This is a genomic window from Vibrio agarivorans, from assembly GCF_030409635.1.
GTDB classification, from domain to species: domain Bacteria; phylum Pseudomonadota; class Gammaproteobacteria; order Enterobacterales; family Vibrionaceae; genus Vibrio; species Vibrio agarivorans.
Map to the genome: position 1 here is coordinate 894,166 of NZ_JAUFQF010000001.1, position 25,183 is coordinate 919,348.

The 25,183-nt window shown below is 45.4% G+C and carries 24 protein-coding genes and 4 pseudogenes; 9 read left to right on the top strand and 19 right to left on the bottom strand.

The genetic code is table 11. From position 1 onward, the window contains the following. Positions 1–139: 139 nt before the first annotated feature. Entirely contained in the window at positions 140–682 is a 543-nt protein-coding gene (locus QWZ05_RS03820; RefSeq protein WP_264876554.1) for a helix-turn-helix domain-containing protein, read from the bottom strand. A gap of 115 nt (positions 683–797) precedes the next feature. On the opposite strand from QWZ05_RS03820, the gene QWZ05_RS03825 reads away from it, so the two are divergent. After that, a complete protein-coding gene (locus QWZ05_RS03825; RefSeq protein ID WP_264876555.1) occupies positions 798–2,027 on the top strand; it encodes a benzoate/H(+) symporter BenE family transporter in 1,230 nt (409 codons plus the stop codon). Here the strand turns inward: QWZ05_RS03825 and arsB are convergent. Continuing rightward, on the bottom strand, positions 1,981–3,042 hold the full coding sequence (gene arsB, locus QWZ05_RS03830) for an ACR3 family arsenite efflux transporter (RefSeq protein ID WP_289963928.1): 1,062 nt from the start codon (positions 3,040–3,042) through the stop codon (positions 1,981–1,983). The two genes, QWZ05_RS03825 and arsB, sit on opposite strands and share 47 nt — an antisense overlap. Before the next feature lie 155 nt (positions 3,043–3,197). Further along, positions 3,198–3,605 carry a GFA family protein gene (locus QWZ05_RS03835; protein WP_264876556.1) on the bottom strand — a complete coding sequence of 136 codons (408 nt, stop codon included), beginning with the start codon at positions 3,603–3,605 and terminating at the stop codon, positions 3,198–3,200. Between the two features lie 71 nt (positions 3,606–3,676). Between QWZ05_RS03835 and QWZ05_RS03840 the strand changes: the two genes are divergently transcribed. Then, positions 3,677–4,255 (top strand): acyl carrier protein phosphodiesterase, encoded by a 579-nt coding sequence (locus QWZ05_RS03840; protein WP_264876557.1) that lies wholly within the window; start codon positions 3,677–3,679, stop codon positions 4,253–4,255. Here QWZ05_RS03840 and QWZ05_RS03845 read toward each other — a convergent pair. Continuing rightward, positions 4,239–4,520, bottom strand: a complete 282-nt coding sequence (locus tag QWZ05_RS03845; RefSeq protein WP_264876558.1) for a putative quinol monooxygenase — start codon at positions 4,518–4,520, stop codon at positions 4,239–4,241. The genes QWZ05_RS03840 and QWZ05_RS03845 overlap by 17 nt on opposite strands. A 170-nt stretch (positions 4,521–4,690) precedes the next feature. On the opposite strand from QWZ05_RS03845, the gene QWZ05_RS03850 reads away from it, so the two are divergent. Next, entirely contained in the window at positions 4,691–5,875 is a 1,185-nt protein-coding gene (locus QWZ05_RS03850; protein ID WP_264876559.1) for a GGDEF domain-containing protein, read from the top strand. A gap of 179 nt (positions 5,876–6,054) precedes the next feature. Here the strand turns inward: QWZ05_RS03850 and QWZ05_RS03855 are convergent, their stop codons facing one another. Further along, positions 6,055–7,008 (bottom strand): lactate/malate family dehydrogenase, encoded by a 954-nt coding sequence (locus QWZ05_RS03855; protein WP_264876560.1) that lies wholly within the window; start codon positions 7,006–7,008, stop codon positions 6,055–6,057. 419 nt (positions 7,009–7,427) lie between these two features. Between QWZ05_RS03855 and QWZ05_RS03860 the strand changes: the two genes are divergently transcribed. Further along, positions 7,428–8,987 (top strand): AbgT family transporter, encoded by a 1,560-nt coding sequence (locus QWZ05_RS03860; protein WP_264876561.1) that lies wholly within the window; start codon positions 7,428–7,430, stop codon positions 8,985–8,987. Positions 8,988–9,184: 197 nt separating this feature from the next. Beyond that, positions 9,185–9,586 carry a YkgJ family cysteine cluster protein gene (locus tag QWZ05_RS03865; protein WP_264876562.1) on the top strand — a complete coding sequence of 134 codons (402 nt, stop codon included), beginning with the start codon at positions 9,185–9,187 and terminating at the stop codon, positions 9,584–9,586. A gap of 69 nt (positions 9,587–9,655) precedes the next feature. Here QWZ05_RS03865 and QWZ05_RS03870 read toward each other — a convergent pair whose 3' ends face one another. The 6 genes and pseudogenes from QWZ05_RS03870 to QWZ05_RS03900 form a co-directional block, all read right to left on the bottom strand. Then, a complete protein-coding gene (locus QWZ05_RS03870; RefSeq protein ID WP_264876563.1) occupies positions 9,656–10,423 on the bottom strand; it encodes a ribonuclease H family protein in 768 nt (255 codons plus the stop codon). 73 nt (positions 10,424–10,496) lie between these two features. After that, on the bottom strand, positions 10,497–11,036 hold the full coding sequence (locus QWZ05_RS03875) for an NADPH-dependent FMN reductase (RefSeq protein ID WP_264876564.1): 540 nt from the start codon (positions 11,034–11,036) through the stop codon (positions 10,497–10,499). A 59-nt stretch (positions 11,037–11,095) separates the two neighbouring features. After that, the gene (locus tag QWZ05_RS03880; protein WP_264876565.1) at positions 11,096–11,374 is read right to left on the bottom strand and encodes a hypothetical protein; all 279 of its coding nucleotides are present in this window, start codon (positions 11,372–11,374) and stop codon (positions 11,096–11,098) included. Positions 11,375–11,557: 183 nt separating this feature from the next. Then, the gene (locus tag QWZ05_RS03885) at positions 11,558–11,851 is read right to left on the bottom strand and encodes a YkgJ family cysteine cluster protein (protein ID WP_264876566.1); all 294 of its coding nucleotides are present in this window, start codon (positions 11,849–11,851) and stop codon (positions 11,558–11,560) included. 446 nt (positions 11,852–12,297) lie between these two features. Further along, the gene (locus QWZ05_RS03895) at positions 12,298–12,612 is read right to left on the bottom strand and encodes a helix-turn-helix domain-containing protein (RefSeq protein WP_264876567.1); all 315 of its coding nucleotides are present in this window, start codon (positions 12,610–12,612) and stop codon (positions 12,298–12,300) included. Then, positions 12,599–12,931 (bottom strand): annotated as a pseudogene (locus QWZ05_RS03900) (type II toxin-antitoxin system RelE/ParE family toxin). The gene QWZ05_RS03895 and the pseudogene QWZ05_RS03900 overlap by 14 nt, the downstream one beginning before the upstream one ends. A 291-nt stretch (positions 12,932–13,222) precedes the next feature. Between QWZ05_RS03900 and QWZ05_RS22350 the strand changes: the two are divergent. Both QWZ05_RS22350 and QWZ05_RS22355 read left to right on the top strand, forming a co-directional pair. After that, positions 13,223–13,438, top strand: a pseudogene (locus QWZ05_RS22350) (phage integrase N-terminal SAM-like domain-containing protein); the annotation flags it as partial. Positions 13,439–13,609: 171 nt separating this feature from the next. After that, a pseudogene (locus QWZ05_RS22355) lies at positions 13,610–13,984 on the top strand (transposase); the annotation flags it as partial. Positions 13,985–14,316: 332 nt separating this feature from the next. Here the strand turns inward: QWZ05_RS22355 and QWZ05_RS03915 are convergent. Beyond that, positions 14,317–15,075: a DUF2971 domain-containing protein gene (locus tag QWZ05_RS03915; RefSeq protein ID WP_290296658.1), complete on the bottom strand. Its 759-nt coding sequence runs from the start codon at positions 15,073–15,075 to the stop codon at positions 14,317–14,319. 88 nt (positions 15,076–15,163) lie between these two features. Here QWZ05_RS03915 and QWZ05_RS03920 point away from each other — a divergent pair, with 88 nt between their 5' ends. Then, entirely contained in the window at positions 15,164–15,409 is a 246-nt protein-coding gene (locus QWZ05_RS03920; RefSeq protein ID WP_038140558.1) for a type II toxin-antitoxin system CcdA family antitoxin, read from the top strand. After that, positions 15,409–15,726 carry a CcdB family protein gene (locus tag QWZ05_RS03925; RefSeq protein WP_290296661.1) on the top strand — a complete coding sequence of 106 codons (318 nt, stop codon included), beginning with the start codon at positions 15,409–15,411 and terminating at the stop codon, positions 15,724–15,726. The genes QWZ05_RS03920 and QWZ05_RS03925 overlap by 1 nt, the downstream gene beginning before the upstream one ends. A gap of 87 nt (positions 15,727–15,813) precedes the next feature. Here QWZ05_RS03925 and QWZ05_RS03930 read toward each other — a convergent pair whose 3' ends face one another. The 7 genes and pseudogenes from QWZ05_RS03930 to mukF form a co-directional block, all read right to left on the bottom strand. Next, positions 15,814–16,758 carry a DUF6236 family protein gene (locus tag QWZ05_RS03930; RefSeq protein WP_290296662.1) on the bottom strand — a complete coding sequence of 315 codons (945 nt, stop codon included), beginning with the start codon at positions 16,756–16,758 and terminating at the stop codon, positions 15,814–15,816. Positions 16,759–17,052: 294 nt separating this feature from the next. Next, positions 17,053–17,608 (bottom strand): annotated as a pseudogene (locus tag QWZ05_RS22360) (transposase zinc-binding domain-containing protein). Further along, positions 17,605–18,240, bottom strand: coding sequence for a tyrosine-type recombinase/integrase (locus QWZ05_RS03945; protein WP_290296667.1), 636 nt, complete (start codon positions 18,238–18,240; stop codon positions 17,605–17,607). Before QWZ05_RS03945 ends, QWZ05_RS22360 begins: the two are co-directional and overlap by 4 nt. Before the next feature lie 15 nt (positions 18,241–18,255). Then, positions 18,256–18,459: a phage integrase N-terminal SAM-like domain-containing protein gene (locus QWZ05_RS03950; RefSeq protein WP_290296669.1), complete on the bottom strand. Its 204-nt coding sequence runs from the start codon at positions 18,457–18,459 to the stop codon at positions 18,256–18,258. Between the two features lie 195 nt (positions 18,460–18,654). Continuing rightward, positions 18,655–23,109 carry a chromosome partition protein MukB gene (gene mukB, locus QWZ05_RS03955; protein ID WP_290296671.1) on the bottom strand — a complete coding sequence of 1,485 codons (4,455 nt, stop codon included), beginning with the start codon at positions 23,107–23,109 and terminating at the stop codon, positions 18,655–18,657. Then, positions 23,106–23,864, bottom strand: coding sequence for a chromosome partition protein MukE (mukE, locus tag QWZ05_RS03960; protein ID WP_264876576.1), 759 nt, complete (start codon positions 23,862–23,864; stop codon positions 23,106–23,108). Before mukE ends, mukB begins: the two co-directional genes overlap by 4 nt. Next, on the bottom strand, positions 23,845–25,182 hold the full coding sequence (gene mukF, locus QWZ05_RS03965; protein WP_289963480.1) for a chromosome partition protein MukF: 1,338 nt from the start codon (positions 25,180–25,182) through the stop codon (positions 23,845–23,847). The genes mukE and mukF overlap by 20 nt, the downstream gene beginning before the upstream one ends. Between the last annotated feature and the right edge of the window lies 1 nt (position 25,183).

The following is a 25,183-nucleotide window of genomic DNA, read 5'->3' on the forward strand; positions in this document are numbered from 1 at the left end:
GTCGAGCCCTATATTGAGCTCTTAGAGTAATAACTTGGCCTATGATGGCGACAATAAGTGAAGGTTTGGTTACATTTAATTAACACTTGCATGAATGAGATTTAACCACCCAGGTTTCAAACTGAAACTATCTGTAAGATTATTTGTCTGGGTAACTGATAATACACTGAAAAGTAACGCTTTCGCTGACCGCCTTGTAAGAGTGGTTTTGATCAGCAAAAAACCTCAGGCTCTCGCCCGCTTTAATCGCGTGCCACTGTTCACCACACCTAAGGCTTAGATCCCCTTGCACAACATGAATATGTTCAACGACACCAAGTTCGTGAGGTGTGGAATCTTGTTGATGAAATTCACTTAGGGTAATTTCAAACACCTCAATACGCGTATCATTCTGAAACGGAAACAGTGTTTTCACCTGCATCTTGGAATCGTCAGGAAAGGTCATTGCACTCTCTTGCAACTCGGGCTCTGTAGCAAAAAAAGCAGAGAATGAGGTTTCTAATCCACTGGCAATTTTCCACAGCGTTGAAATGGTGGGATTAGACTCACCACGCTCAATTTGCCCCAACATCGCCTTTGAAACCCCGGTGCACTTAGCGGTGGCATCTAAACTTAACCCCTTCTCTATTCTTAGCGATTTAAGGTGAGAGGCGATTTGAGTTTTAAACATACTTTCAGACACGATAATTCCTTGGCAAAACCGTCTTGTGCGTTATAGCGCACAGTGCTATCTTTTAATTGTGCGCTATAGCGCACGGGCATGGTCATAAGGATAACAGGCAAGCAAAGGAATGAAAATGTTAAAGCTCGACCACATCACCGCCGGACTCGCTGCCGTTATCGTCGGCTATACCAGTGCCATCATCATTGTTATCCAAGCGGCACAAGCACTTGGGGCTACTAGCAGCCAAATTGAAAGTTGGCTATTAGCGCTTGGGCTGAGTATGGGCGTGGGCAGTTTTGTGCTCTCTTACTATTACAAGATTCCGATTCTTATTGCATGGTCGACACCCGGTGCGGCACTTCTTATTACGCTTGAGGGCGGTTACTCTATCGCTCAGGCAACACCCGCTTTTGTCGTTACTGGTGTCATGATCACACTGACTGGCTTGATTAGACCGCTTAACAAGGCATTATCATCCATTCCACCACACCTCGCCTCTGCGATGCTGGCGGCGATACTATTGCCGTTTTGCATTAATGCCTTCACGCCAATCGCCCATCAGCCGCTACTCTTTTTCACGATGTTTGTGTCGTTTATCGTGGCTAAAATCTTGTTTCCTAAGTTTACGATGCTGACACTGCTCGTTGTCGGTATAGGCTATTCAATGTTATTTGGTCAGTTTGAAGTGGCGAGCCTCAGTTTCGATATTGCGCGGCCAGAGTTTATGGGTTGGCAATGGGATCACAATGCCATAATCAATATTGCTGTGCCGCTCTACCTCCTCACGATGCTTTCGCAGAACTTGCCCGGCTTCGCGATGCTGAAAAACTACGATTACCCTACTCCGACTCAGCCTATTCTCGTCACAACCGGTCTTGCTAATGCTTTGTTCGCCTTTATTGGTGGGTTCAGTCTCAACTTAGCGGCCATCACCGCATCACTATGTATGAATGAATCGGTAGATAAACAGCCACAAAAGCGCTATCTAGCCGCGATGTGTGGCGGCGTTTTTTATATCGTAGCTGGATTATGGGGTACGGCGGTGGTGTCACTCTTTATGGCGTTGCCAAAAGAGGTCTCGCAAATGTTGGCTGGGCTCGCGTTATTGGGAACGCTGACCTTGTGCTTGAAGAAGTCGTTGGCGGAAGCTGATAGTGAACCCGCTTTGATCACATTTCTGATCACGCTCTCTGGGGTGTCAATTTTTGGGGTGAACTCAACGCTGTTGGGGTTAACTACAGGCTGGCTGTATATGATATTAAAGCGACGCGAGGCCGCGTCGCTTTACAGCAAAAGCAAAGAAAACGATTCGCCAACTAGTAGCGTTTCTTCATCTTCAACGCCACGTTCACTAGAGCAATAAGCACAGGGACTTCCACAAGAGGGCCTATCACACCCGCAAAGGCTTGGTCTGAATTCAGGCCAAATACGGCGATTGAAACCGCGATAGCCAATTCAAAGTTGTTACCTGATGAGGTAAAAGCAATCGAAGCGTTTTGATCGTAAGGTAGACCCAATTTCTTACCGATAAAGAAGCTGATAAAAAACATCGATAGGAAGTAGATGATCAGTGGAATCGATACAAGTAACACATCACCCGGCAGTTCAAAGATCATCTCACCTTTCAGACTAAACATCAGCACGATGGTCGCGAGCAACGCAATCAAGGTAATCGGTGAAATGCGTGGAATAAACTCTTCTTGGTACCACTGCTCACCTTTCGCTGCGACTAGCCATTTACGGCTTAAATATCCTGCCAAGAATGGAATACCGAGATAAATTAATACACTTTCGGCAATATCAAGCATCGTGATATCGATATCGAAACCTTGTAGGCCCATCATTGGCGGCAATACCGTGATGAATAGCCAAGCAAGGAAGCTGTAAGTGACAATTTGGAACGCACTGTTCAATGCCACTAGCGCAGCGCCGTACTCTTTGTTACCGCCACCGATATCATTCCAAACCAGAACCATGGCGATACAGCGAGCAAGACCAATGAGAATCACCCCGACCATGTAGCCGGGATGGTCACGTAAGAAAATCACGGCTAATGCGAACATGAGGATTGGCCCAACGATCCAGTTCATAACTAATGACAACGTCACTGCCCTGCGATCTTTGGTGACTTGTCCCAATAGACTGTAATTGACCTTCGCTAATGGTGGGTACATCATCAGAATCAAACCAATCGCTAGCGGGATATTGGTGGTTCCCACAGTCATTGATTCATTCCAGTTCTCTACTGCCTGCGGAAAGCCGACACCAATTGCAACGCCCACTGCCATTGCAAGGAAAATCCAAACCGTCAAATAGCGATCAAGAAAACTCATTTTCTTAGCTGCCGTTTGATTCATATCCACTGTTTCAGCACTCATCATTCCACTCTCATTTTATTGTTGCCGGTGACAACGGCTGTTCTGACAGATCAGTCGATCTTCGAAACTGACCACCACCGAAAACATACGCAAAACCATATATACGCCAAATCATATATGCATTTTGTTAAGAGTCAACCGGTGTCATAAAAAAATCATACTCGCGGCTCACGATCTGCCGGATGATTAACCCCATCATTGACAACAACTTCTCCCAATTCATATGGGTTGATACCCTCTAGGCACCCAATGTTATAGCCATATTCTGTCGGATTTGAACGTCTTTGATGGTGAGTGTAGATACCGCATTGTGAACAAAAATAATGCTTCGCTGTGTGGGTATTGAATTGATAGAGCCTCAGCAACTCTTCCCCTTTGAGAATTTTTATCCCATCAAGCTTTACCGATCCAACTATCGCCCCTCTACGTCGGCAGATTGAGCAATCACACCGTCTCGGTTTTTCAATACCACTCGGTAAGTGCAGCTCTAGTTGAACCGCTCCACAGTGACATGATGCACGGTGACGAATCCGTACTTGTACACCACCGACTACCTTGATCATGCGCATCTCCTTTGCGTGTTCATGATTGATGGTTCAGAATGTAATAATCATCTCTTTATCGCAATTATTTCATGAACTTTCTTGCTCATTTACACATCGCAGATCTCTGCCAAAGCAGTTTGTTAGGTAATCTACTGGGTGATTTCGTCAAGGGTGACCCATCAAAGCAGTTTGACGCAGAGATCGCAGCGGGTATTCGACTACACCGGTTTGTCGATTCCTTTACCGATGCTCACTCAATAATTAAAGATGTGAAGCCTCTGTTTAGCCCAGAGCAGCGCCGGTTTGCCCCTATTGCGCTAGATATGTTTTGGGATCACTGTCTGGCAAAGCACTGGCACTCACACCACACGCTATCTCTCAGACAGTTTGTGGTGCAAGCCGAATCAAACATTCGACATTATAAAGGCCCTTTGCCTCGCCGCTTTAACCAAGTTACCGACCATATGTGGCAGGGACGCTGGCTAGAATCCTATGCGGAGTTTGATAATATCGTCTATGCACTCGAACGTATGTCGCAGCGTAGCTTACGAATGGGCGCGTTAGCAAAATGCAGCGACAGCTTAGATAGGCATTATGATGAGTTAGAACAGCAGTTCGTTCCTCTCTATCAAGACGTACTCAAACAGGCGCTCAAGGCATCTCAATAATTTGGTAGTCGCGAATAACCTGTTTAGTCACTTTGCCCCAGCGTGAGGCTTTTACCCGTTGTTGGTGCGCATCAAACGCTGCACGGGAGATAAATTCTTCGTAGACATCATAGCAACATGGGTTATTTGGTCGCACCACGACATCAAAAACGACACAACCTCGCTCTTCTCTTGTCAGTTGAATATGTTGTGGCAGGCATACCCGTACACTCTCTAGCTGGTCAAATGGAATCTCAATTATCCCTTTGAGTATGACTTTTCCCATCAAAGAATCTCCAACAACTGACAATTGCTATCGATAGCTCAAAAATATCAATCAGACCCCAGTGATAATATTGAGTTATATCAAACTATGTCAACAACACAGTTCAAAAGCTGAGTGCATACTCTATCCTTACCACCTATTGGTTAGATAAACTTTCCGCAGAGGCAAGCATGGATGGACTTTCTCTAGATATTAGAACGCTAAATTTCATCGTGATTCTATTTTCATGCACCTATGCTGGGGCCTTTGTACTTTATCGTCAGTCTCAAACACGAACCAAAGGTCTAAAGTTATTCGCTTTCTCTTTACTCTGTATTGGTATTGGTCCATTTTTCTTGAGCTTTCGTGGCATCGCCCCTGATTGGCTCACCATCATCGTTGCTAACACGATACTTATAACCGGGTTTCAACTGAACCTTCATAGTTTGTGCATATTCAAACAAGCCAAGATTCGTTATACCTATATTGGTTATATTGCGCTACCTATCATGTTTATCTCGCTGCTTTACTATACCTATTTCGAACCCTCGATAAAATATCGTGTCATCGTTATATCTTGCGCGTTTATCGTTATCTCGCTTGCTAGCGCCGTCGCCATCTATAGAGGTAAGCGCAAAGACTTAGCATCAGCCGAAAAAGCAATGATTAGCGCCTTCGGGTTGTATTGCCTATTTAACGCAATTCGAGCTGTGACGACTTACTTCAATCCAGAGATACCAAGCCTGTTATCCGCAGGATTAGTTCACCAACTTGCGTATTTGAGCATAATGCTCCTCGTCGTAACGATTAGCTTTAGTATGTTATGGATACTAAACGCGCGATTGATTTCTGCTATTGACCATCTATCCAAGCGTGATGCGTTAACAGGTTTTTATAACCGATTAGCACTTGACATCAAACTGCCTAAGCTTACAAAACAAGCAGAGGAAAAACAGCATCCTATCAGTATCATCATGACCGATATTGACCACTTTAAATCAATCAACGACCAGCACGGACATATCGTTGGCGATCTCGCGATTCAATCGATAGCCAGCGCTATTCAAAACAAACTCCCACATCAGTTATCTGCATTTCGCTATGGCGGTGACGAGCTGCTGATTGTATTACCTGAGTATTGTGAACAAAGAGCCTACTCGCTTGCAGAGCAGTTACGAGTATACGTTGCCGATAAACACAAACTTGATACGGTACATTTGGAGATCACGTCAAGCTTTGGTGTTGCAACCTTACTTAAAGGAGAGACATGGAAGGAGCTCATCACCCGAGCTGATGACGCGTTATACAGAGCCAAGCGACTTGGAAGAAACAGAGTGGTTCTTTGCAAATGCTCACTATCGATAAAAACAGCATAACCTCTACAGCTAGCCTTCTCCCCTGAAATATAGTGACGCCGTAACTAATGTATTTATCCCGAAGTGCCTAGTCATGCCAACCAATAAACAACAGCTTAGATTTCACCAAGACCTCTCGAATTATTTTCACTGATAAACTTGCTTTGAGTGAACATCGAGAGGTCAGTGCATGAGTCGATTTACACTGTTAATTGTGTCGCTTTACCTACTTGCTCAACGGTTGCTTTGACGTTTTCAGCAATTTGGCTAAGGGTTTCCAACTCTTCTTCAGTAAACGGATGCTTCAAGACTGTTTCAGCCCCTTTACGTCCAATGACCATTGGAAGGCTTAACACCACGTTATCAAGCCCATATTCACCCTGAAGTAGCTTAGCAACGGGTAATACCGAACGTTCGTTGATGGAGATCGCCTGAATAATTCGGAATACACTTGCTGCAATGCCATGAGTCGTATTTTGCTTGCGCTTGAAGATCTCATAACCCGCTTGTTTCACGGATTCGAGCAGATCATCAGCATCGATACGTGGGATATGTTGAGTATCGCAATAAAAATCGGCTGGCTGACCTGCAATTGAGATTAAGCTCTTTGGTGTGAAGCAATTACTCCCATGCTCACCCAACACGTAGCCAAAGACATTCTTCGGGTCAAGGTCGACACGACTAGCAACAATCGTCATTAGACGTGCCGTATCAATCACACAGCCACTGCTGATCACCTTAGACGGCGTAAAGTTAGTGTTTTGAGTAATAAAGTGCGCAACGATGTCACAAGGGTTACTCACGACAATTAAGATCGCATTTGGTGCAACCTTTTCCACTTGTTGTGCAATATCAACCCCAATTCGGCTATTCACTTCCGCCAAATCAAGGCGAGTTTGACCTTGTTTGATTTGTGCGCCAGCGGTAATCACCACAATATCTGCTTGAACCAACGCCATATAATCATCGGTTGGAACAATGTGTGTATTTTTAGAAAAGGTTAAAGCGGCGGTATGACGAAAGTCGAACACCTCTCCTTCCGCACGTTCCAGGTTATTGTCTAGTAAGACGAGCTCACTGACACTGCCCATCGTCAGTAAGTAATTACAGATGCCTACACCTACGGCGCCAGCGCCAATCACACCAATTTTCATGATTCCATTCCTGATAAATATCCTAAGCACAATATATTAACAGCAAGCAGAAAAGATGCCATAAATCACCAGCCAACCGCCTAGTTATCAATCAATTCATCTAATCAACCAGTATGAGACCAGACTCATCCCCCAACAAATAGCCAAGAAAAACAAAACAACATACAAACCTAGTTAACAATATAATTACACCAATCCAATTCTAAAAAATATTTTATAATTAGACAAAAATTCTCTATTATAAGCAACAGACAGGTGATTTAACCAAATGAGACTAAAGTCACACTTTAGATCTAGTAGTAATTACCATCGCTAACAGAACAATACTTCATCCCCGCCTACCTTGTACTGTTTTACTAGTACAGATTTTCCTGCTAGGTTGCGTGCTCTCTGTTAAAAAGTCGTATGAGGACGCCATCGTGAGTGATGTTCAAGCGCAACCACAGCCTAGCAGTTCGGGCGTGATTGGCTTTATTGAAAGAGCTGGTAAAAAAATCCCTGATCCCGTGATCATCTTTATGTTCCTATTTGCGTTTAGCCTTGTGCTAACGGCAATGATCGGCGGTCTTCAATTTGAAGCTCTTGGCGCTGATGGCGGTATGGTTCAATACACCGTTAAGAGCATGACAGATACTGAAAGCGTTCGCTGGTTGTTTGACAATGCTATCCTTGCTAACTGGCTAGGTTTTGGTGGTGGCGTACTTGGTGTCATCCTAATCGTGATGTTAGGTGTTGGTGTCGCAGAAAACTCTGGCATGCTTGCCGCTGTTATCAAGAAAGTCGGTCTTCGTATTAACGATAAATATCTTCCAGTTTTAGTTGTCTTTTTGGGTATTATGAGCTCAATTGCCACTGACGCAGGCTATCTTGTTCTTATCCCACTAGCAGGTATGCTTTACGCAGGCCTAGGTAAAAACCCACTTATTGGTATGGCAGCAGCTTTTGCTGGTGTTTCTGCGGGCTTTAGTGCGAACCTTCTTCCAGCAACGCCAGTTGATGTTGTTATCGGTGCAAACGCACGTATCTTTGCAGAAGCGCAAGGTATCCCTTTTGAAGCAGCAGATGGTCGTGAGCTTAACCCAGCAACGATGCACTACTACTTCATCCTTGTATCAACATTCCTACTTGCCGGTATTGGTGCATGGGTGACAGCTAAGTTCGTTGCGCCTCGTCTTGAAAAGATGGATTACACCATCCCAGATGACATTGGTCTTGAAGACTTCGCAGTAACAGACGCAGAAAACCGTGGCTTAAAAGCAGCAGGCCTTGGCCTTATCGTGTCAATTCTGGCTGTTGTGGGTCTTGCTATGGGCCCTCTAGCAACATACACCAATGATGCTGGTCGTGAAGTAACACCATACCTAGACAACGTTATCGTCTTGATTGCTATGGTCTTCACTATCGTTGGTGCGTTCTACGGCTTTGCAGTTGGCAAATTCAAGAACGTACAAGACGTGGTTACCTCGATGGTAAAACAGATGAACACCATGGGCTACGTACTGGTGCTTACGTTCTTCTGTTACAACTTCTTGGCGCTAATGAGCTACTCAGGTCTTGGCACATACGTGACGTTCCTAGGTGCAAGCTTCCTTGAGATGCTAGGTCTACAACAGTTCCCTATTCTGCTGATCATCGGTTTCATTCTTGTTACTGGCGTTATCAACCTATTCGTTGGTGGTCTAACAGCAAAATGGATGCTACTAGGTCCAATCTTTGTCCCAATGCTGTACCAGGTAAACCCAAACATGACACCTGATATGGTGGCTGCGGCTTACCGTGTAGCGGATTCATCAACCAACATCATCACTCCTATGATGACGTATGCAGGTGTTATCCTAGCGTTCATGCGTAAGTACAAGCCAGAGTTAAGCTTTGGTGATGTAATCGCAATGATGGTGCCATACTCGATTGCCTTCATGACAGCATGGACCGCACTACTGATTGGCTTCTTTACCTTTGGTATTCCACTAGGTTTCTAACCTTAGCCAAAGACAGTCATAAATGAAAAAGCCCCTCACAACGTATTTGTGAGGGGCTTTTAATTGTTGATAAGACTACGAACTCAACAAATCGATGTACGACTAAATTCACGCTAAACCTTTTTTCCCAACGAATAAAGCGAATATCGCTATTGATGATAAACTAAGCCTATAAGCCCACTAATGAGATAACCATCATGAAAGACTGCAATCAGTGCGGTAAGTGCTGCATCAAATATAGCGATGGTGATCTAGCGGCCACGCAAGAAGAAATAGACTTATGGGAGCTGTTTAACCCTGACATTTTTGAATATGTTAAAGATGGGCAGATCTGGTTTGACCCTGAGACAAAAGAGCCATTACACCGTTGCCCGTTTTTAGAGTTAGCCCCTAAAGCCAAGCCTGATGAAAAAGACAAATATACCTGTCGCATTTACCTCGATCGACCAGAGGATTGTCGTCACTACCCTAGCCTAATCGATGAAATGGTGAGAGATGAATGCGAGATGATCGAAGTGGTGGATCTTGAAAACCCGAAACAAGCTCAGAAACAATTAGACAAGTTAATGAGCTCAAGCCGACCATCAAGCTATTCTTAGCGCCTGGTTTTAAGCTAACAGTTATAAGCTAACAGTTATAAGCTAACATGAAACGCTAAATGGTAGAAACTACCCCGTACGCAACGCCAATATTGCCGGAATATCAGAAATGTCGGTATAACGTGACAAGTGTGAGTCTTTTGATTCAATCGCTACAATCGACATCCTATCTGCGAGCTCGTTGCCCTCGATACCAACATGCCCATTAACATGATGTATCGTAATTTTGGACGCAATTTGCTGATACAGGGCGAATGTCGGTTTGATAATATCAAGGTTCTTGATTTCACCACCCGGCTTCGTCCAGCCTTTTTTCTCCCAACCTACAGCCCACTTAGTAATACAATCGATTGAGTATTTCGAATCACAGAAAATCCCGACCGTATGCCCTTGTTCCAACTTATCTTTCGCTAAGATCAGCGACTGATGCAAACCATTTAGCTCTGCCGTATTGTTGGTGCCATGCGATTGATATAAGCCATACCAAAGCTCACTAAGCTGATTGTTTTGATAGACAGCTAAACCCGTCCCCGCCTCGCCTGGGTTTGGATCACAGGCTCCATCGGTATAGATTTTTACGTCAAAGTCCATTGAATCAATCTTCGCCTGACTCAGAGGTACCGCTTTTCCTTTTGAGGTCGCTTTAGAGCCCGTATTCACTTTACTGGTATTAGAGCGAGCGGGTTTACCACGGAATGCCGCTTCCGCCTCTTCAAGCGTCGGAAAAGACTTATATCGAGCACCTGCAAAGCCATCAACCAATGACTTACATTTAGGCCAAGTGGTGAAAATACCCGTTTCACGCCCTTTCCAAACCACATAGTATTTTTTAGCCACGCGGCCTCCAAACTGATATTGTTGTATATATATAATGCTGCCTCACAGTGCATTAACACCGTAGCCAAGACTATCACCGTTGCTGTTCAATAAATTCAACAAAGCTAGCCATATGCCTTTGCAGACGTGTCTCAACCTTTTCATCGATAATCTCAAGTTGATCATTCAAGACACTATCTATACCCGTAATCATCATTTCATGAGTGGGATGAATCTTAGAAAGGGTCGAGTCAAAAACCAATTTAATATGTGCTTGAGCTCTAGCACCACCGACAGGGCTGTTTGCCTGTGTAATGATAGTCACTGGCTTGCCCTTTAATACCGAGTTAAAAGCAGGTCTCGATACCCAATCGATCGCATTTTTCAGCACGGCTGGGATGCTGTGATTGTATTCTGGCGTGCACACGATCAGGCCATCTGACTCTTCAACGTAACGAATCAACGCTTGAATATTGTCAGGCATATCCTGAGCTAAATCCTCACAATAAAACGGCAAAGTGTTTAACTCTGGAAGGACACACTCGTGCTGTGGTAGATACCCTTTTAAAGCGTTTAAGATGGCAATACTTCTACTCTTCGAGTGAAAGCTTCCCGATAATAATAGTAATTTCATGGTCATTCCCACTGATGTATGGCTTTTATATCGCCATCGCGCTAATGATAATCATCTTGCTATAGGATGTTTCTACGGCGAGCTTCTTTCTTAAAGCTGGATTCACGATAAAACCAGAGTACACAATTTGCGAGTAGCATTAACGCAGCAAACAGCACAAAATTAGACAGCTGACTCTGCAAAAACACATCAATCCCCTGCGCTTTGATTGAAGAGTATTGGAAAACAACACTGAAAACCAAATAGAAAGAAAATGCACCTAGTGTGCTTTTTGAAAGCCAAGCGAAGAAACCCTGCTCGCGCTTCTTTTGCCAAATATCAAATACTTTATCGTTCATAAATCAGCCTAACTTGGTGGTCCTTTTGCAATCTTCGCTGCCACTGCCTGCTCACATAGCACCGCTATTGATTCGCTACACAGCAACAGCTTAACCTAAGCTATTGTGCCGTATAGGCTAAACCCAACAATGGAATGATATTGTGAGCCCCTCTTAAAGAGTTGTTATAGCAAGTTTTCACGACTATAAATTGTGTTCAGCTCGCTCATCTTTGCACTCATATGAGCCCATTTCAAACTCACGACAAATCCAAGGTCGATTTTCATAGATAGTACACATGAAGCTTTGTCGGTCTAAGGCTGAACACCAGCCATCTGAGAGCCTCAGCATCGTTTCACTACCCCAAATATCACGTTTAATGTGTTCTTCTGGTACACCTGTGTCTGAGATGATCATGACCTCTAGTCGGCAGCAGCAAGCCTTACAATTAGAGCACAAAACTTCGGAAGGGGATTGAGTTTGGATGGGTATATTCATAAAGCATATCTTCAAGGTCAATTGTGCATTATACCTTAATTTACCTACGCTTCCTGATGTTTAATTACACTTAGTGGGATAACACCACATGAGGTTAGACTATTGCTTAAAGAGGTCTATTTATGATGTTCTTTACTCCATGAATGCTCAGCATACTTTTTAGAAATTAGTTGATGGATGTGAAGCCCTGTCTTTCGAACCAGATACCAATCTATCACTGCCAAAAATGACCAATCCTATTATCGTTCCCATCTAAAACCTCCTTGCACATCGAATCATAACTCTATCAAACCACTGATAAATTAGATAAGCAGGAAAGCCTAATAAAGCGGCCACCATCACCCACGTTCGAAAGATGCTAGTCATCTTATATACGATTCGGGGGGATGGCGTCATGTGGGATGAAAATATTGCTAAAAATTAGCTATTGACGCCATAGTCGTTTGTTATAGCTCTGCGATGTGCGACAGAGTTTCTGGGTGACGTTGTACCAATTTTAGAAGAGTAACAGCTTGCCCATTTGGTGCGCTACGTCCCTGCTCCCAGTTTTCTAATGTACGCGATGATGTATGTAGCAAACGGGCAAATACACCACGAGACATATTAAATTGCTCACGAATACTTACTATCTCATCAGGCGAGATGTTTAACTCGTTGATGTCATTAACTTGGTGCGTTTTCAGAGTTACTTTACCCTCTGAATGCTCCTTAGCTTCAACAAGTGCTGAACTGAGTTCTGCAAATAGGTCACGATTGCTCATTGCGCCACGCCTCCATAAAAGCCTTTAACTGTTTCTTTTGATCTGCGGTTAAGTCTGACATTTCATTTTTGCTGTAAATGGTAAGTAAATAGAAACGACGCTTTTCATCGAGGAAGTAATAGATAACACGTGAACCACCACGCTTGCCTTTACCTTTACTTGCAACTCGAATCTTCCGCAAACCACCTGTACCTTGAATTACGTCACCTTGCTTCGGGTTCGACATAAGTTCGGCTTGGAACAGTCGAAATTCCTAGTCAATGAGGTATTCATTTCGGTACTTTTCAAATATGGTTGATTCAACAAATACACTTTTCATAAGCAAAGTGTACGCAAGTAACGTATGGATAGCAAACTGTACGTGAATAACGTAGTGATTAGGTTTTGGAATGAGAAGCCGAACAGAGCTATAGCCCTGGTAAGGTGCGAGCAGCGCAATACCGATGCCTCCGCATACCACCTTAATCACTAAAACCAACGCATAGTAAAAATGCCACGCGTTGCGAATCACTCTTAAATGCTTTGTTGAACGAAGCCGCTCTGCGGCAGAGTAAAGCGCACATACTTCTATTACCACCATCACTCGATGGTCAACATAGGAGTCTACACCATGAACCCCACCGACACTGAACGCTACCACTCACTTTATGAACAACACCTTACCAACCTAAAGCTCCAAGGTAAACGACCAGCAACCATCGATGCCTACTCACGTCCTGTTCGTCGTATTACTCAGTTCTTTGGTTGTTGCCCTGACACACTCAGTAAGCAACAACTCAAGCGCTATTTCGCCACTCTCATTGAGACCCACTCATGGAGTACCGTCAAGCTTAACCGTAATGGATTGCAGTTCTTCTATCGTTACACCCTTAATAAAAAGTGGGAATGGCTCGATATCGTAAGACCGCCCCACGTCAGTAAGGTGCCTGATGTCATTACCCCGCAGCAAGTGGCTCTGCTTATTAACCGATGCTTTGAGCATTACATGGGAGCAAGTATGAGTACGTTTATCGAATTGCTCCGCACCAATAAAGATGAGCTTGAGCACTACCTTCATCAACAAAAAATCAGCGCCCAAGTCAGCAACGACATACGCTCTGCGATCCAAGCGGCTTCCAGCGTGCTAAAGAGCTTCGCCGAAAGACAAAACAAAGGCGCATTAGGCTTTACTGCCGTGCTGCATACTCACAATAGGCAACGTGATCTGCATCCCCACCTACATATTATCGTCGCGGGTGGGCGGTATGACTCACCCAAACAAGTTTGGCACAAAGACAATAAGCAATACTTGTTCAATGCCTTCGCACTGGCAAAGGTATGGCGAGCCCGACTATTAAGCGCAATCAATAAGCACCCCCAGTTATGGCGACCAAGAGTCAAGCGACTCGGAGCTGTCCTTGCTGCCAACACGAAATGGTGTGTGTGGGAATAACCCGACCGAGATAGCCGAAAGGCGAACATAATAAGGAGAATGGCGAGGGACAAAGAGTAAGGGAGGGAGGCAAGCAAAAAAAGAGAGACGAACATACGCTAACCATATGATAAAACGAAACTCTTCGTTTTATCACCACTGCGCTCGCCTTGAGAAAACCACCAAGGCGAAGCCACGTCAAAAGATGATCGTACAATTTACTTATAGAGAGGCGTCGGGCTTGTTCAACAACCAGATTAAGCGCTGGCTTCGCAGCGCTTAATCCTTATCTGTTATACAAACACTAGCTCGTATCTATCTCTTACCATTGTCATCTTGTGCATGCTGACATTAAGGTTATGTACTTTATTATAGTGGGCAACCAAATCTTGTAATTTGTCAAAATTGTTTGCTTGCATTTTTGCTCCAGCGATTACCCCTGTCATTATCTCAGGCCTAAATTTATGAATACCTGGGCCTGCGACGTGTGCTAAACATCTATGTTCCCGCTCATAACTCCAATCAGTCGCTTTGACCAAAAACTGCTTTTTGACTGCATCGAACCCCCTTACACCCATATGCGTTTTAGGCATTGATTCAGAGTACTCAACAGGCCATGACGCTAACGTTCGCTCTGGATAATCTGCCAAATATCTATCATCAGTCTCAAATTCAACGACAAATCCGCGATGCAAGTCGGCATAATGTGACCACATCAATATACTGTTTGGATTGTCTGATAGTGAACAAATTCCCCAAGCAGAAGCTAAATCCTGAGCTATTGCACCTTGTTCCATCGAACGTTGAATGTTAGCCAACATTACGCTTTTCTTTTGAATTCTTTGGGCAGGCGATAACTTTAGATGTTCCCCTGCAGCTTTTAGTAAATCAGATCTTTCATTTATAACGTATTCCATCGACTTTTCGATGTCATAGTTTACGACACAATCAAAAGGGTCATTGAACTCAGAATATGAAGAGAACTTCATTGTATTGTGAGTCAGTATGTTCAATGAGCCATCATTAAAAGGCACATATTTGTATAGCTTCACGAAATAATCCTGTTTGTATAACGCCTTGTTATATGCCTAGCTTTCACCTATACTCAATGCGCACCATCAATACGCATAGGATTACTTTATGAGAAACACATATAGCACACATGCACCTAAAAAGGCTACAAACCTTAGCCTAAACAGTGAGTTACTTGCCGAAGCTAAGCGCCTAAACATCAACCTATCAGCAACAATGGAAAAGGCTTTGGAAAAGGAAGTAAAACAACAATTGAAAGCCGAATGGCTAGAACAAAATGCCGAAGCTATTGAAGCTTGTAACGACTTAACTGCAAAACACGGACTATTTTCCGATTCATACCGAGTATTCTAATGGCACAATTTACGCTTTATAAAAACAACGATAAGAGCACCGCAAACGCTTACCCATATTTTGTCGATGTCCAAAGCGAGTTGCTAGATTCACTGAATACTCGCTTGGTGATTCCCTTAACTCCTATCGAGCTGTTAGAGAAAAAAGCCCCTAGCCACCTGTGCCCTACGATCCATATTGATGAAGGTGACTTTGTGATTCTTACTCAACAAATGGCTAGTGTACCAACTAAAATCCTTACGACCCCAGTCAATGAGCTAAGCACGTTTAGAAACGAAATTATCGCTGCTATCGACTTTTTGATTACTGGCATATAACGCCTTACTAAGCTGTGAGTAAACGTGTGCCATGTCTGAGCGCTAGCGAGTTCGGCACGCGTTTGCGAGTCAGACTTAAGCAATTTGTTAGCTAGGTGTTATCCCGCATTTTGTAATGGAAGACAAGTATGATAGTTCGCTTGCCCCAATGGCATCTTTATGTACTTTCGCTTTAGTTGGAGTAATTTTAATGCTTGATGCTGCACCTCCTAAAATGAAAGCCCCTAGCTTAAATACTGGATCATCAAAGAAATGACTGAAACTAATACCTCCAACGAATGAAGTGCTACTCAACTCTCGAGATACATTCAGGTTGGCAAAATCACAAAAGCCAAACTTTTCTTTACTAACGGTATTCAAGTCTGAAATGGCGCTATTTAGCTGCTTTGCATAAAAGCCTCTTGCAGTGTTTGAGTCATTAGAATTTGTAATTTTGAGGTACAAATCTGTCAGGGTATCTGCGAGAGCATCCAATTCATCGGTTCGTTTGCATTTAAAGTCTAAAATCGATTCAATAGGAATATCAGCTCGAGGCACTGGCAGGCAGTTTTTTAGTTCCATTTTTGCTGTTAACTGCTCAACTTCATGTTCTTTAGGTAAAACTAACTCACTACCATTTTGATGAATAGTCCACTTTATTGGATCTTTTTTAATTAGTTCTCCCATCTTCTCACTAGCCAGTAAAAAGTGGTCATTCTGGAGATATTTGACCAATTGCTGGCCAAAAGGGTCCATAGCAGCTTGTTGCGTTGGGTCGCAATACAATCCACCTCCTGTCCACTTAACATACCCCAAGCTTTGATCCCAATCTGGATTACCTGCTGTTTTCAATGACAAGATGCCAGCTTTACTTAATAGCTCTTTCTCTTTATCTAACTCACAACGTATTGGAAGAGCATCAACAAGAGCTATTTCATCCCAATACAAACAAAAATACCTTAAAAGCTCAGGAGTTATGTCCGCTGAAATAGATAATTTAGAAGCTGTTACATTGACGGCATACGCAGACATTACTACACCATTCCCAATCATCAACTTACTCCTAATTCAAATGTAACCTAGCTAACGCTTAAGCATTTATCCATTGTCGAAGCACACTCGATAAATGCCTGTTGGACTGAGCCGCTTCTTTCTATGGAATTTGCTTTTTTCTACTCATTCCCTTTCTGGCTACGCTGCTCGCACAAGCTCTGCTAAAGCCTGCAATTTTTATCGTAGCCATCTGTCGCCAAGGTATTAATTATACTTGTTGCATAACCATTTTTGAAGCGAACAATATCCCTCCCTCGCACTTCAACTGCGATTTGTTCTCTTATGAACTACCCACTAGCTCAGTCGTTCTTTTTCAGCAATGGCGCGCGGTCGAACCGTTATCCCTATCAAAACCATCGAACGATTCTTACAGTTCGGACAGCAAGGCTTTTCCTTATGCACTTCTGTCACTTCATCAAGCTGCTCACTGAGATTTTTTCTGATGTCCGCTATTGCTCTGGCTCGTATTGCATTGGCTAAAAAGCCGTAGTAACGGATCCTCATCAACCCTTTGGGCAGCACATGAAGCAGCAGCCGCCTAAGCATCTCTCCCGGACTACAGCACATTTGCTTCAATGTCTTTGATTGATGATCTTTAAAGGTCATTTCGATGCTGCCATTGCTGCCTCATCTGCTCTTGGCAATTAGGGCAGTGACGATCTCGGCAAGAGCAATACCAAGTCTCATCATGACCACACTTTTCACACCGCCATTCATAGGTGCCCATTCTTTCAGTTCGACAGTCCCGAAGATGGTGCAGGACCTGCCACTGCCTTGGCGTGATCTTGGCTTTGTTGATTTCATCCAGTCCCTGAGTAAGCACGGTTTGATACGGAGATAAAACGTTCATTCCGCGCCCCATAACCGCTCTATCAGATCAAACTCGTTACTGCTGTTGCCCTCGCTATAGTGACCAATCCAGTGTGTATACCTTAAAGTGGTTTGGATGCTCGAATGACCAAGATGCCGCTGTAAAACATTCAGTGGCATGCCCGACTCAAGCTGATGAGTAGCATAGGCATGCCGCAATGCGTGTATCCCCCCTTCCTTCTTGACACCCGCAGCACGCTTTGCAGCTTTAAAACTCCGCTGCATTGAGCTGATATCAAGATGTTGCTCTGGCTCACGACTGGGAAAAAGGACAATCATGGGGTGGTAGTGACGCCAATAATTTCTTAAGTGGTTTAACTGGCTATCACACAGTGGAACGAACCGATCTTTCTTACCTTTGCCTTGATGAATATGCAGACGTTTCGCCACACCATCAATATCTTTAACGTGAAGCGCTACAACTTCACTCACTCGTAGCCCACAACCATAACAAAGCTCGAGTGCCGTTTGATATTTCAGGCTGCGGCAATGGCTGATAATTGCCTTCACCTCGTTGCGGTTTAACAGCTCTGGTATCTTACTGTCGCGTTTAATTGGAGGGACAAGTCGCTCTTTGAACTCTCTTTTTAGAACGGCCCGATAGAAAAACACAATGGCGTTGAGCGCCTACAAACACGTACTGCCACACAGGTGTCTTTCATGGGTTAACGAACGTAAATATTGACGGATTTGTTCATCACTCAATTTGTCCGGGGCACTATGGTAGGTCTCCGACAACTCTGTGACCCAGCGTAGGTAACATTCATGAGTGCGTGGAGAGAAACGCCGAAGCGTCATTTCATCAATAAACTGCTGTCTTAAAGGGGTCATGATGTATTCCTCTTTCAATGGATACATCATGAGTTTGGCTTATCGAAGACAGTCTAGCGCAGAACTCCGCGAAGCGGTTTAGTTCAACATCAATATGGCGGCAGTGCTCAACTGCACATACTTTGTTTAATGACAAAAAAAGGGAGCTGACCAAATCAGCTCCCTTATCTATTAGTAACCTCTACTCACGCAGACTTATACTTCTTCAAGCAATTCCTGCTGTGGTTCTGATTTGTCTGTTTGTCCAAAACCACGTAGGCCAACCACATGTACGTGTTCGTGATCTTTGAAGACCTTACGGACCAGTTTGTAGGTGGTGCCTTTTTCTGGGCTGATGTTCTCTGGTGCGGCGATAAGCAGCTGCATGTCTAGGCGGTCACAAAGCTCAAACAGGGTTGAGATTGATTTTGCATCCAGACGTGCGGCCTCATCGAGGAACAACAAGCGACATGGGACGATGTCTTTGCTGCGTAGGCGGCGTGACTCTTCTTCCCAGCTTTGAACTACCATCAACAGAATTGACTGACCAGTACCAATCGCTTCACCCGTTGATAGTGCGCCTGATTCTGCTTGTAGCCAACCATCAGAGCCACGGTTCACTTCAACACTTAACTCTAGGTAGTTACGGTAGTCTAGTAACTCTTCACCCAATACTTGCGGTGAGCGCTGGCCCATATCAATGTGTGGGTTCACGCGTTGGAATAGCTTCGCCATCGCTTCTGAGAAGGTAAAGCGTGAAGTCTCGAACAGGTCTTTATGCGCGTCTTGCTGCGCCGCTAAGCTCTCAAGCAGCACTTCATGGCTTTCACGCACTTTCACGTTAAGGCGAACGCCGTTCACCTGACCGAAGTTGATGTTCGATAAGCCTTGGTTGAGCATACGGATACGGTTCTGCTCGCGCTGAATCGTCTTCTTGATGATGCTAGCCACTGACTCTGAGCTGATGGCTAGGCGGTTTTCACGCTGCGTAAGCTCTTCGGTTAGACGTGCCAGTTCCACTTCCATCTCTTCGATCGCTTCTACCGGATCATCGGTATGGATGATGTCTTGGCGAATACGCTCACGAAGGTGTTGGTAAACGGCAATGTAGAACAGAACCTTGCGCTCTGGGCGTGCGTTGTCTTCCGATAAACGCAGTGCATCACGTAAGTCTTCGTTGTCTGCAACCGCAAGACGCAGCGCACCCAACGATTTATCCGACATTGAACGCAGCTCATCGGCACTCATGTACGCCAGTTCACGCTTGTGCAGACGACGCTCAACGTCGTTTTCACGCGCAAGACGCAGAACAGAACACCAACCTGCTTTCGCCGCCACAACAAAGGTACGCAGTTCGATGTACTCTTTCTGTACCTTCTTCATGCGTTTCGCTAGACCCTTCATCTCAAGCTCAGTTGAGGTGAGTGTGCGCTCGTATTCACTCTTACGACTGCGAGAAGTGTGCAGACGCTCTTGTAGCTCGTCACGACGACGAAGTGCACGCTCTTCTGCGCCTTCATCGGCATTCACGCCATATTCTTGCAACTCTTGACGGAACTCTTGAACCGTCTCAAGTTTCGCTTGATGCGAACTCTTCAGTGACGCCAATACTTGGTTGTATTGGTTCATCTGGCCTTGTGACTGTTTTAACTCATCACGTGAACGCGTGCGTGTACGCTCGGCTTCAACCAGTTTCGCTTTAAGCTGCTCACTGAGTTCACTACTCTTGTTAAGCAAGTCCACTGAATCGGAATAGCTAAAGTAATGACGACGCTCCACCAAGTCAGCCAACGCGAAGATTTGCGCTTTTAGCCCTTGTAGGGCTAGGTCTGCTTGTTGGTATTGGCTTTGTAGCGCATCGAACTGCTCAGGGTCGGCTTCAAGGGCATTTGCAATGCCTTCAAGCTCTGCCACCGCTTTTGCGTGAGCTGTAAGGAAAGTCTTGGCTTCAGAAAGCTGTGCCAGTTTGGCTTCAAGCTCTTCAAAGCGCTCTACCAACGTCTCATCTTCGATAAGGCGCATGTTCGGTGCAATCTTATCAAGCGCCGCTAGCGCTTGCTTGCTGGTTGTCAGTTGGCTGCGTTGCTGCTGCTCTTTACTTTCTAAATCGCTCAACACACGTACAATTTGGTTACGCTTATCACGAGCAACAACTAGCGCTTGCTCTGGGTCAGCGTCAAACGCCACTTGAATGTGTTTTGCGACAAAGTTGTTGAATGATTGGAACAAACGCTGCTGCTTCTGCGCATCGAAGGCCGCTTTCGCGTGATGCTCAACCACTTCTTCACGTTCGTTGCGCAGCAGCTCTAAGCGTTGCTCACGAGCAGCACGACCAAACAGTGGGATTTCAGGGAAGCGAGAGTAACGCATTTGGCGTTCGTTTAGGCGAACACATACCGCGCCCTCAAGCTCTTCTGCGTTGAAGCTGCTGTCATCAAAGGCATCGATGTCGCCTTCAATGATGTATAAGTCTTCAGGACAGTCATCCAGCTCTACTAGCTTCTCTTCGATGCCTGATAGATCAGAAACCACAATCGCGTGACGTGCTGGGCCATACATTGCACTGAAGTATGGGGCATCGCCAATCGTGATATCGTCATAGATTTCAGACAGCAACACGCCGCCTAGTGTATCGGCAAGGCCTTTCAGGCGAGGATCGTTCGAACCACCCGGTGACGCTAGGCGTTCAATTTCACTCTCTAGCTCATTGCGGCGAGTGGCTAGCTTGTCTTTTTCTAGTGAGAGATTCTTCTCTTGCTCTAGAACCTGTTGCATCTGAGACATCACCGCTTGGCTGTCTTCTAGCTCAGCATCGCTCTGCTCACGCAGCGTTTCTAGTGCTTCGTTAGCTGCAATCCACGCTGGGGCAATCGACTCAAGACGCTGGATTTCAACATTAAGATCTTGCTCGTTGCGGCGCTGTTCGCTGCGTTGCTCACGTAGCTCGTCTTGAGAGACATCGAGCGTCTCAAGTTGCATTGCATGGCGTTCACGCTCTTGCTCAACCGCTAGCTCATCTTCTAGTGAAGCATTGAACTGTTTTTGGTAGCCATCCACCAGCTCTTTCACTTGGCGCTGAGTATTGATGTTGCGCTCAAGGTCACGGTGCTGGGCACGCCACTGCTGCTCATTCTCAACCACTTGCTGCGCTTCACGTGCTTGCTTGAAAATCGCTTTTGCTTGCGCTGCAGCTTGATGACGTTCAACGTCGCCGACAATGCTTTGCACCAACTTATAAGCGGTATCAAACTGCTGCGCGGCTGCCGAAGACATATCCAACTTGTGCTTAATTGAAAGCAACTCATTGGTGTTGGCCGTCTCTTGGTTTTTCAGGTCAGCTACCAGGGCTTGTGCAGACTCTGCCGTAAGGGCGTCATCGTCAAGTAGTGACTTGGCTTTCTCAAGCGCTTGCACAGCTTGTTGATATTGCAATGCACGGGTTTGCTGAACGTCGAGCGCTTGTTGGTAATCCGCCAACTGAGTCTTCAAGCTGTCCACTTCTTCTTCAGAAACGGTCGCCTGCTCTTCAGCCATCAGAACGCGCTCTTGCGCTTCTTCAACCACCATCATCTGCTCTTCAAGACGCTCGCTTAGCTCTTCAAGATCTTCTTGATAACGAATGATCTTTTCTTGCTGGCGCAGTGCGTTTTGCACCAATTGAAGGTGATCGGATGCCGCGCGGTAATCCACTTCAAGCGCTGTTTCTTGGTCCACCAACAGCTCAAGCTCTTCTTGAACCTGAGTCATCAGTTGGTTTTGCTCAATCAAGGTTTGACGCGAGCCGAACAACTCTTGGCGCAATGCCATGGTTTGGTCTAGCTTCTTACGGCGCTCATTCGCATGGCGCATGTAGTCTGCCGCTACGTAGTTGGTCGATTCCGTGATCAAATGCTTGAACAAATCACGGTCAGCTTGCGTTACCTTAATCGCTTCCAGCGTCATACGGTTTTCACGTAGTGCTGATTCCATATCTTGGAAAGCTTTCTTCACCCCGCCATTTTGTGGCAGAAGGTAGTCACGCAGTGAGCGTGTGATAGCACTTGAGATACCACCGTAAAGCGAAGCTTCGATTAGACGGTAGAACTTAGAGCGGTCACTTGAGTTACGAAGTTTCTTTGGAATGACACCAAATTCAAACATCTGCGCGTGGTAATCAACAATCGAGCTAAAGGCTTTGAACTGCACGCCTTCATATTGCGAGACGATCTCTTTCACTTCGTTGATTTGACGCACACGCGCTTGGTTAGCTGATACCGCTTCAATCAGAACGTCCGTTGGTTTGACATCCATCGGCAAACCTTGAATCACGAAAGGCTTGATATCTACTTTCTTATCACGACCCGCTACTTGCTGCAGTTTAACCGCGAACAATAAGCGTTGGTTACGCGAGTTGATCACATCCAATGCCGCATAACAAGAACCAGCTTGCAGCTTACCGTAGAGACCTTTATCACGAGATGATTGGCTTGAGCCTGCTTCTGTGGTGTTACGGAAGTGCAGCAAGCTTTGGTCTGGGATCAAACTGGTGATGAAAGCCGCCATCGTGGTGGACTTGCCTGCACCGTTACCGCCAGACAGTGTTGTAACAAGACCATCGATATCGAACGTGCGAGCAAAGAAGCCGTTCCAGTTCACCATGGTCAGTGATTGATATTTACCGCGTTCAATCATTCTACGATTCCTTCTGCTGGCACGGTATCCATGTCAACATTGTTCAATTCTAGTTCTGGGGTATCCGACTCATCGCTATGAGCCTCTTCAAGCAAGCTGCCTTGGCTTGGTTCAGGTGTATGCACCACGGCCTCACCATCACGGATAAGACGCAGCTGCGCTTCACGGATATCGTCACCCACACGCACATCAGCACCAAAGCGGAACACCGCTTCACTGATACGGAACTTGCCCGTTTCGCCCACGGTAATCACCATGCCTAAACGGCGCAGACGACGCAGCGATGTACGTACTTTTTCAAACAGTTTCTCTTTGTCGAGATCAGAGCCTGACGCGCGGTTTGTCACCAGCTTCATCAGTTTGTTTTCATCGGTCAGCGTAAGAAGCTCTTCATACAACTCTTGGTTGGTGAAGATACCTTCATGCGCCAAACGCTCTGGGCTAAGGTAAAGGAAACACAGCACCTTACCCACCAGCATATCAAGCTCAGACAGCACACTACGGCTGATGAGCGATGTTGAGCGTGGACGAAGATAGAAGAAGCCTTCCGGCGCTTTCACTAACTCGGTGTTATAGCGCTGATAGAACGAACCAAGCTCTACTTCAAAATCAGAAAGAAGTGCGTGGTTATCAAGATCTTCACTTGAAATATGACGCCCTGCACGCAGCAAGCTATCAAGCTGCGGGAACAGAGGGTTCGAAATTGCTTTTACCAGATTCTCTGGCATGTAGTCGTTAGTATCTGTCGATGACATTTGCTTGTACCTTTGCGCCAAAGTCGTTGATCGCCTGCCAATCTGGCTGGATTGCTTGATAGTCGGATTCTGAATAACCCATACGTACTGCTTGATCAACAACGATGCGAGCTAAATCAAAATGATGAGTGTGTGGGTGCTGTGCGAGGTAATCACGCAATACAGCACCGAGGTCAATCGGCTTGCCTTGGTCTTTATGGGCCTTCAGCATGTCACCGATGCGCTCTGCTAGCTCATCATTGACTTGTTCAAACTCTTCGTATTCCACTTCCATTGGGACTTGGCCGGTCACTTCGTCATCGCGAAGGACTAATGCCTCATCACGCAGATCGCTCAAGCGCTCTGCATCGGCATAAGTCAGGAACCATGGTTGGTCGAAATAGTCTTTGAGCGATTGACGTAAACGCGAGCTAAACGCTCGGTTCTTATCCATATCAATCGCTGTACGAATAAATTTGTGGACGTGGCGGTCATAGCCAATCCATAAATCGATGGTTTGCTGACCCCAGCTGGTGATGCGGTCCAGCTTCATCTGCAAGCTGAATAGGGTTTCGTCAATGAAGTCGAGTTCTTCATTGCCATACACTTGCTCTTGAATATCCATGATCTGCGTTTGCAGCTCATCACCCGCCGCTTGCAAGGTGTCTTGCAGCTCTTTTAGGGTTTCCGAGGTTTCTGACAGCAGTTGCTCACAGTTATTGATGGCTTCACGCCAATCTTTGTTCAGTAGCTCAGCAATCTGTGTTTTCACTTGTTGCTGCTGCTCGTCCATCACACGCTGGTTGAGGTCGATTTGATCGAAGATTTCCGCAACAGAATAGCGTAAAACGCCATAAACGTTCTTCTTCCAGTGTGCGGTGGTGCCGCCCTCTTGTGCCGCTTGCAGCGCCTTCGCCATCTCATCTGCCACCATAGACAGCTGGATAGACAGGCGAAGTTTAGAAAACTCACGGTGACGGACATAGTAATCGGTAATGCCGATCGCTAACGGCGAAAGACGATAGATGCTTGCACCATCGTTAATTTCACTCGTAAATCGGCTGATCAGACGTTGTTTCACCATATCATTAATGGCGTTATTCGCTCGGAACGCAGACGCTTCGCCCGTCTCAGGAAACATTTTTGAGACTATCGCAAACGCATCATGCAGTTCACCTTCCCCCAGCTCTTCATCAAATCGCTCATTGCTCAACACTGCGAGCGCGATCATAAATGCTAAGCGTTCCGGCGGGAGGCTGAGAGAAAATTCATTCTTCTGTACCCAGCTGACCAGCTCATCGACTGGCTGCTCGGCTACATTGTGAGTCATCTCACTCATT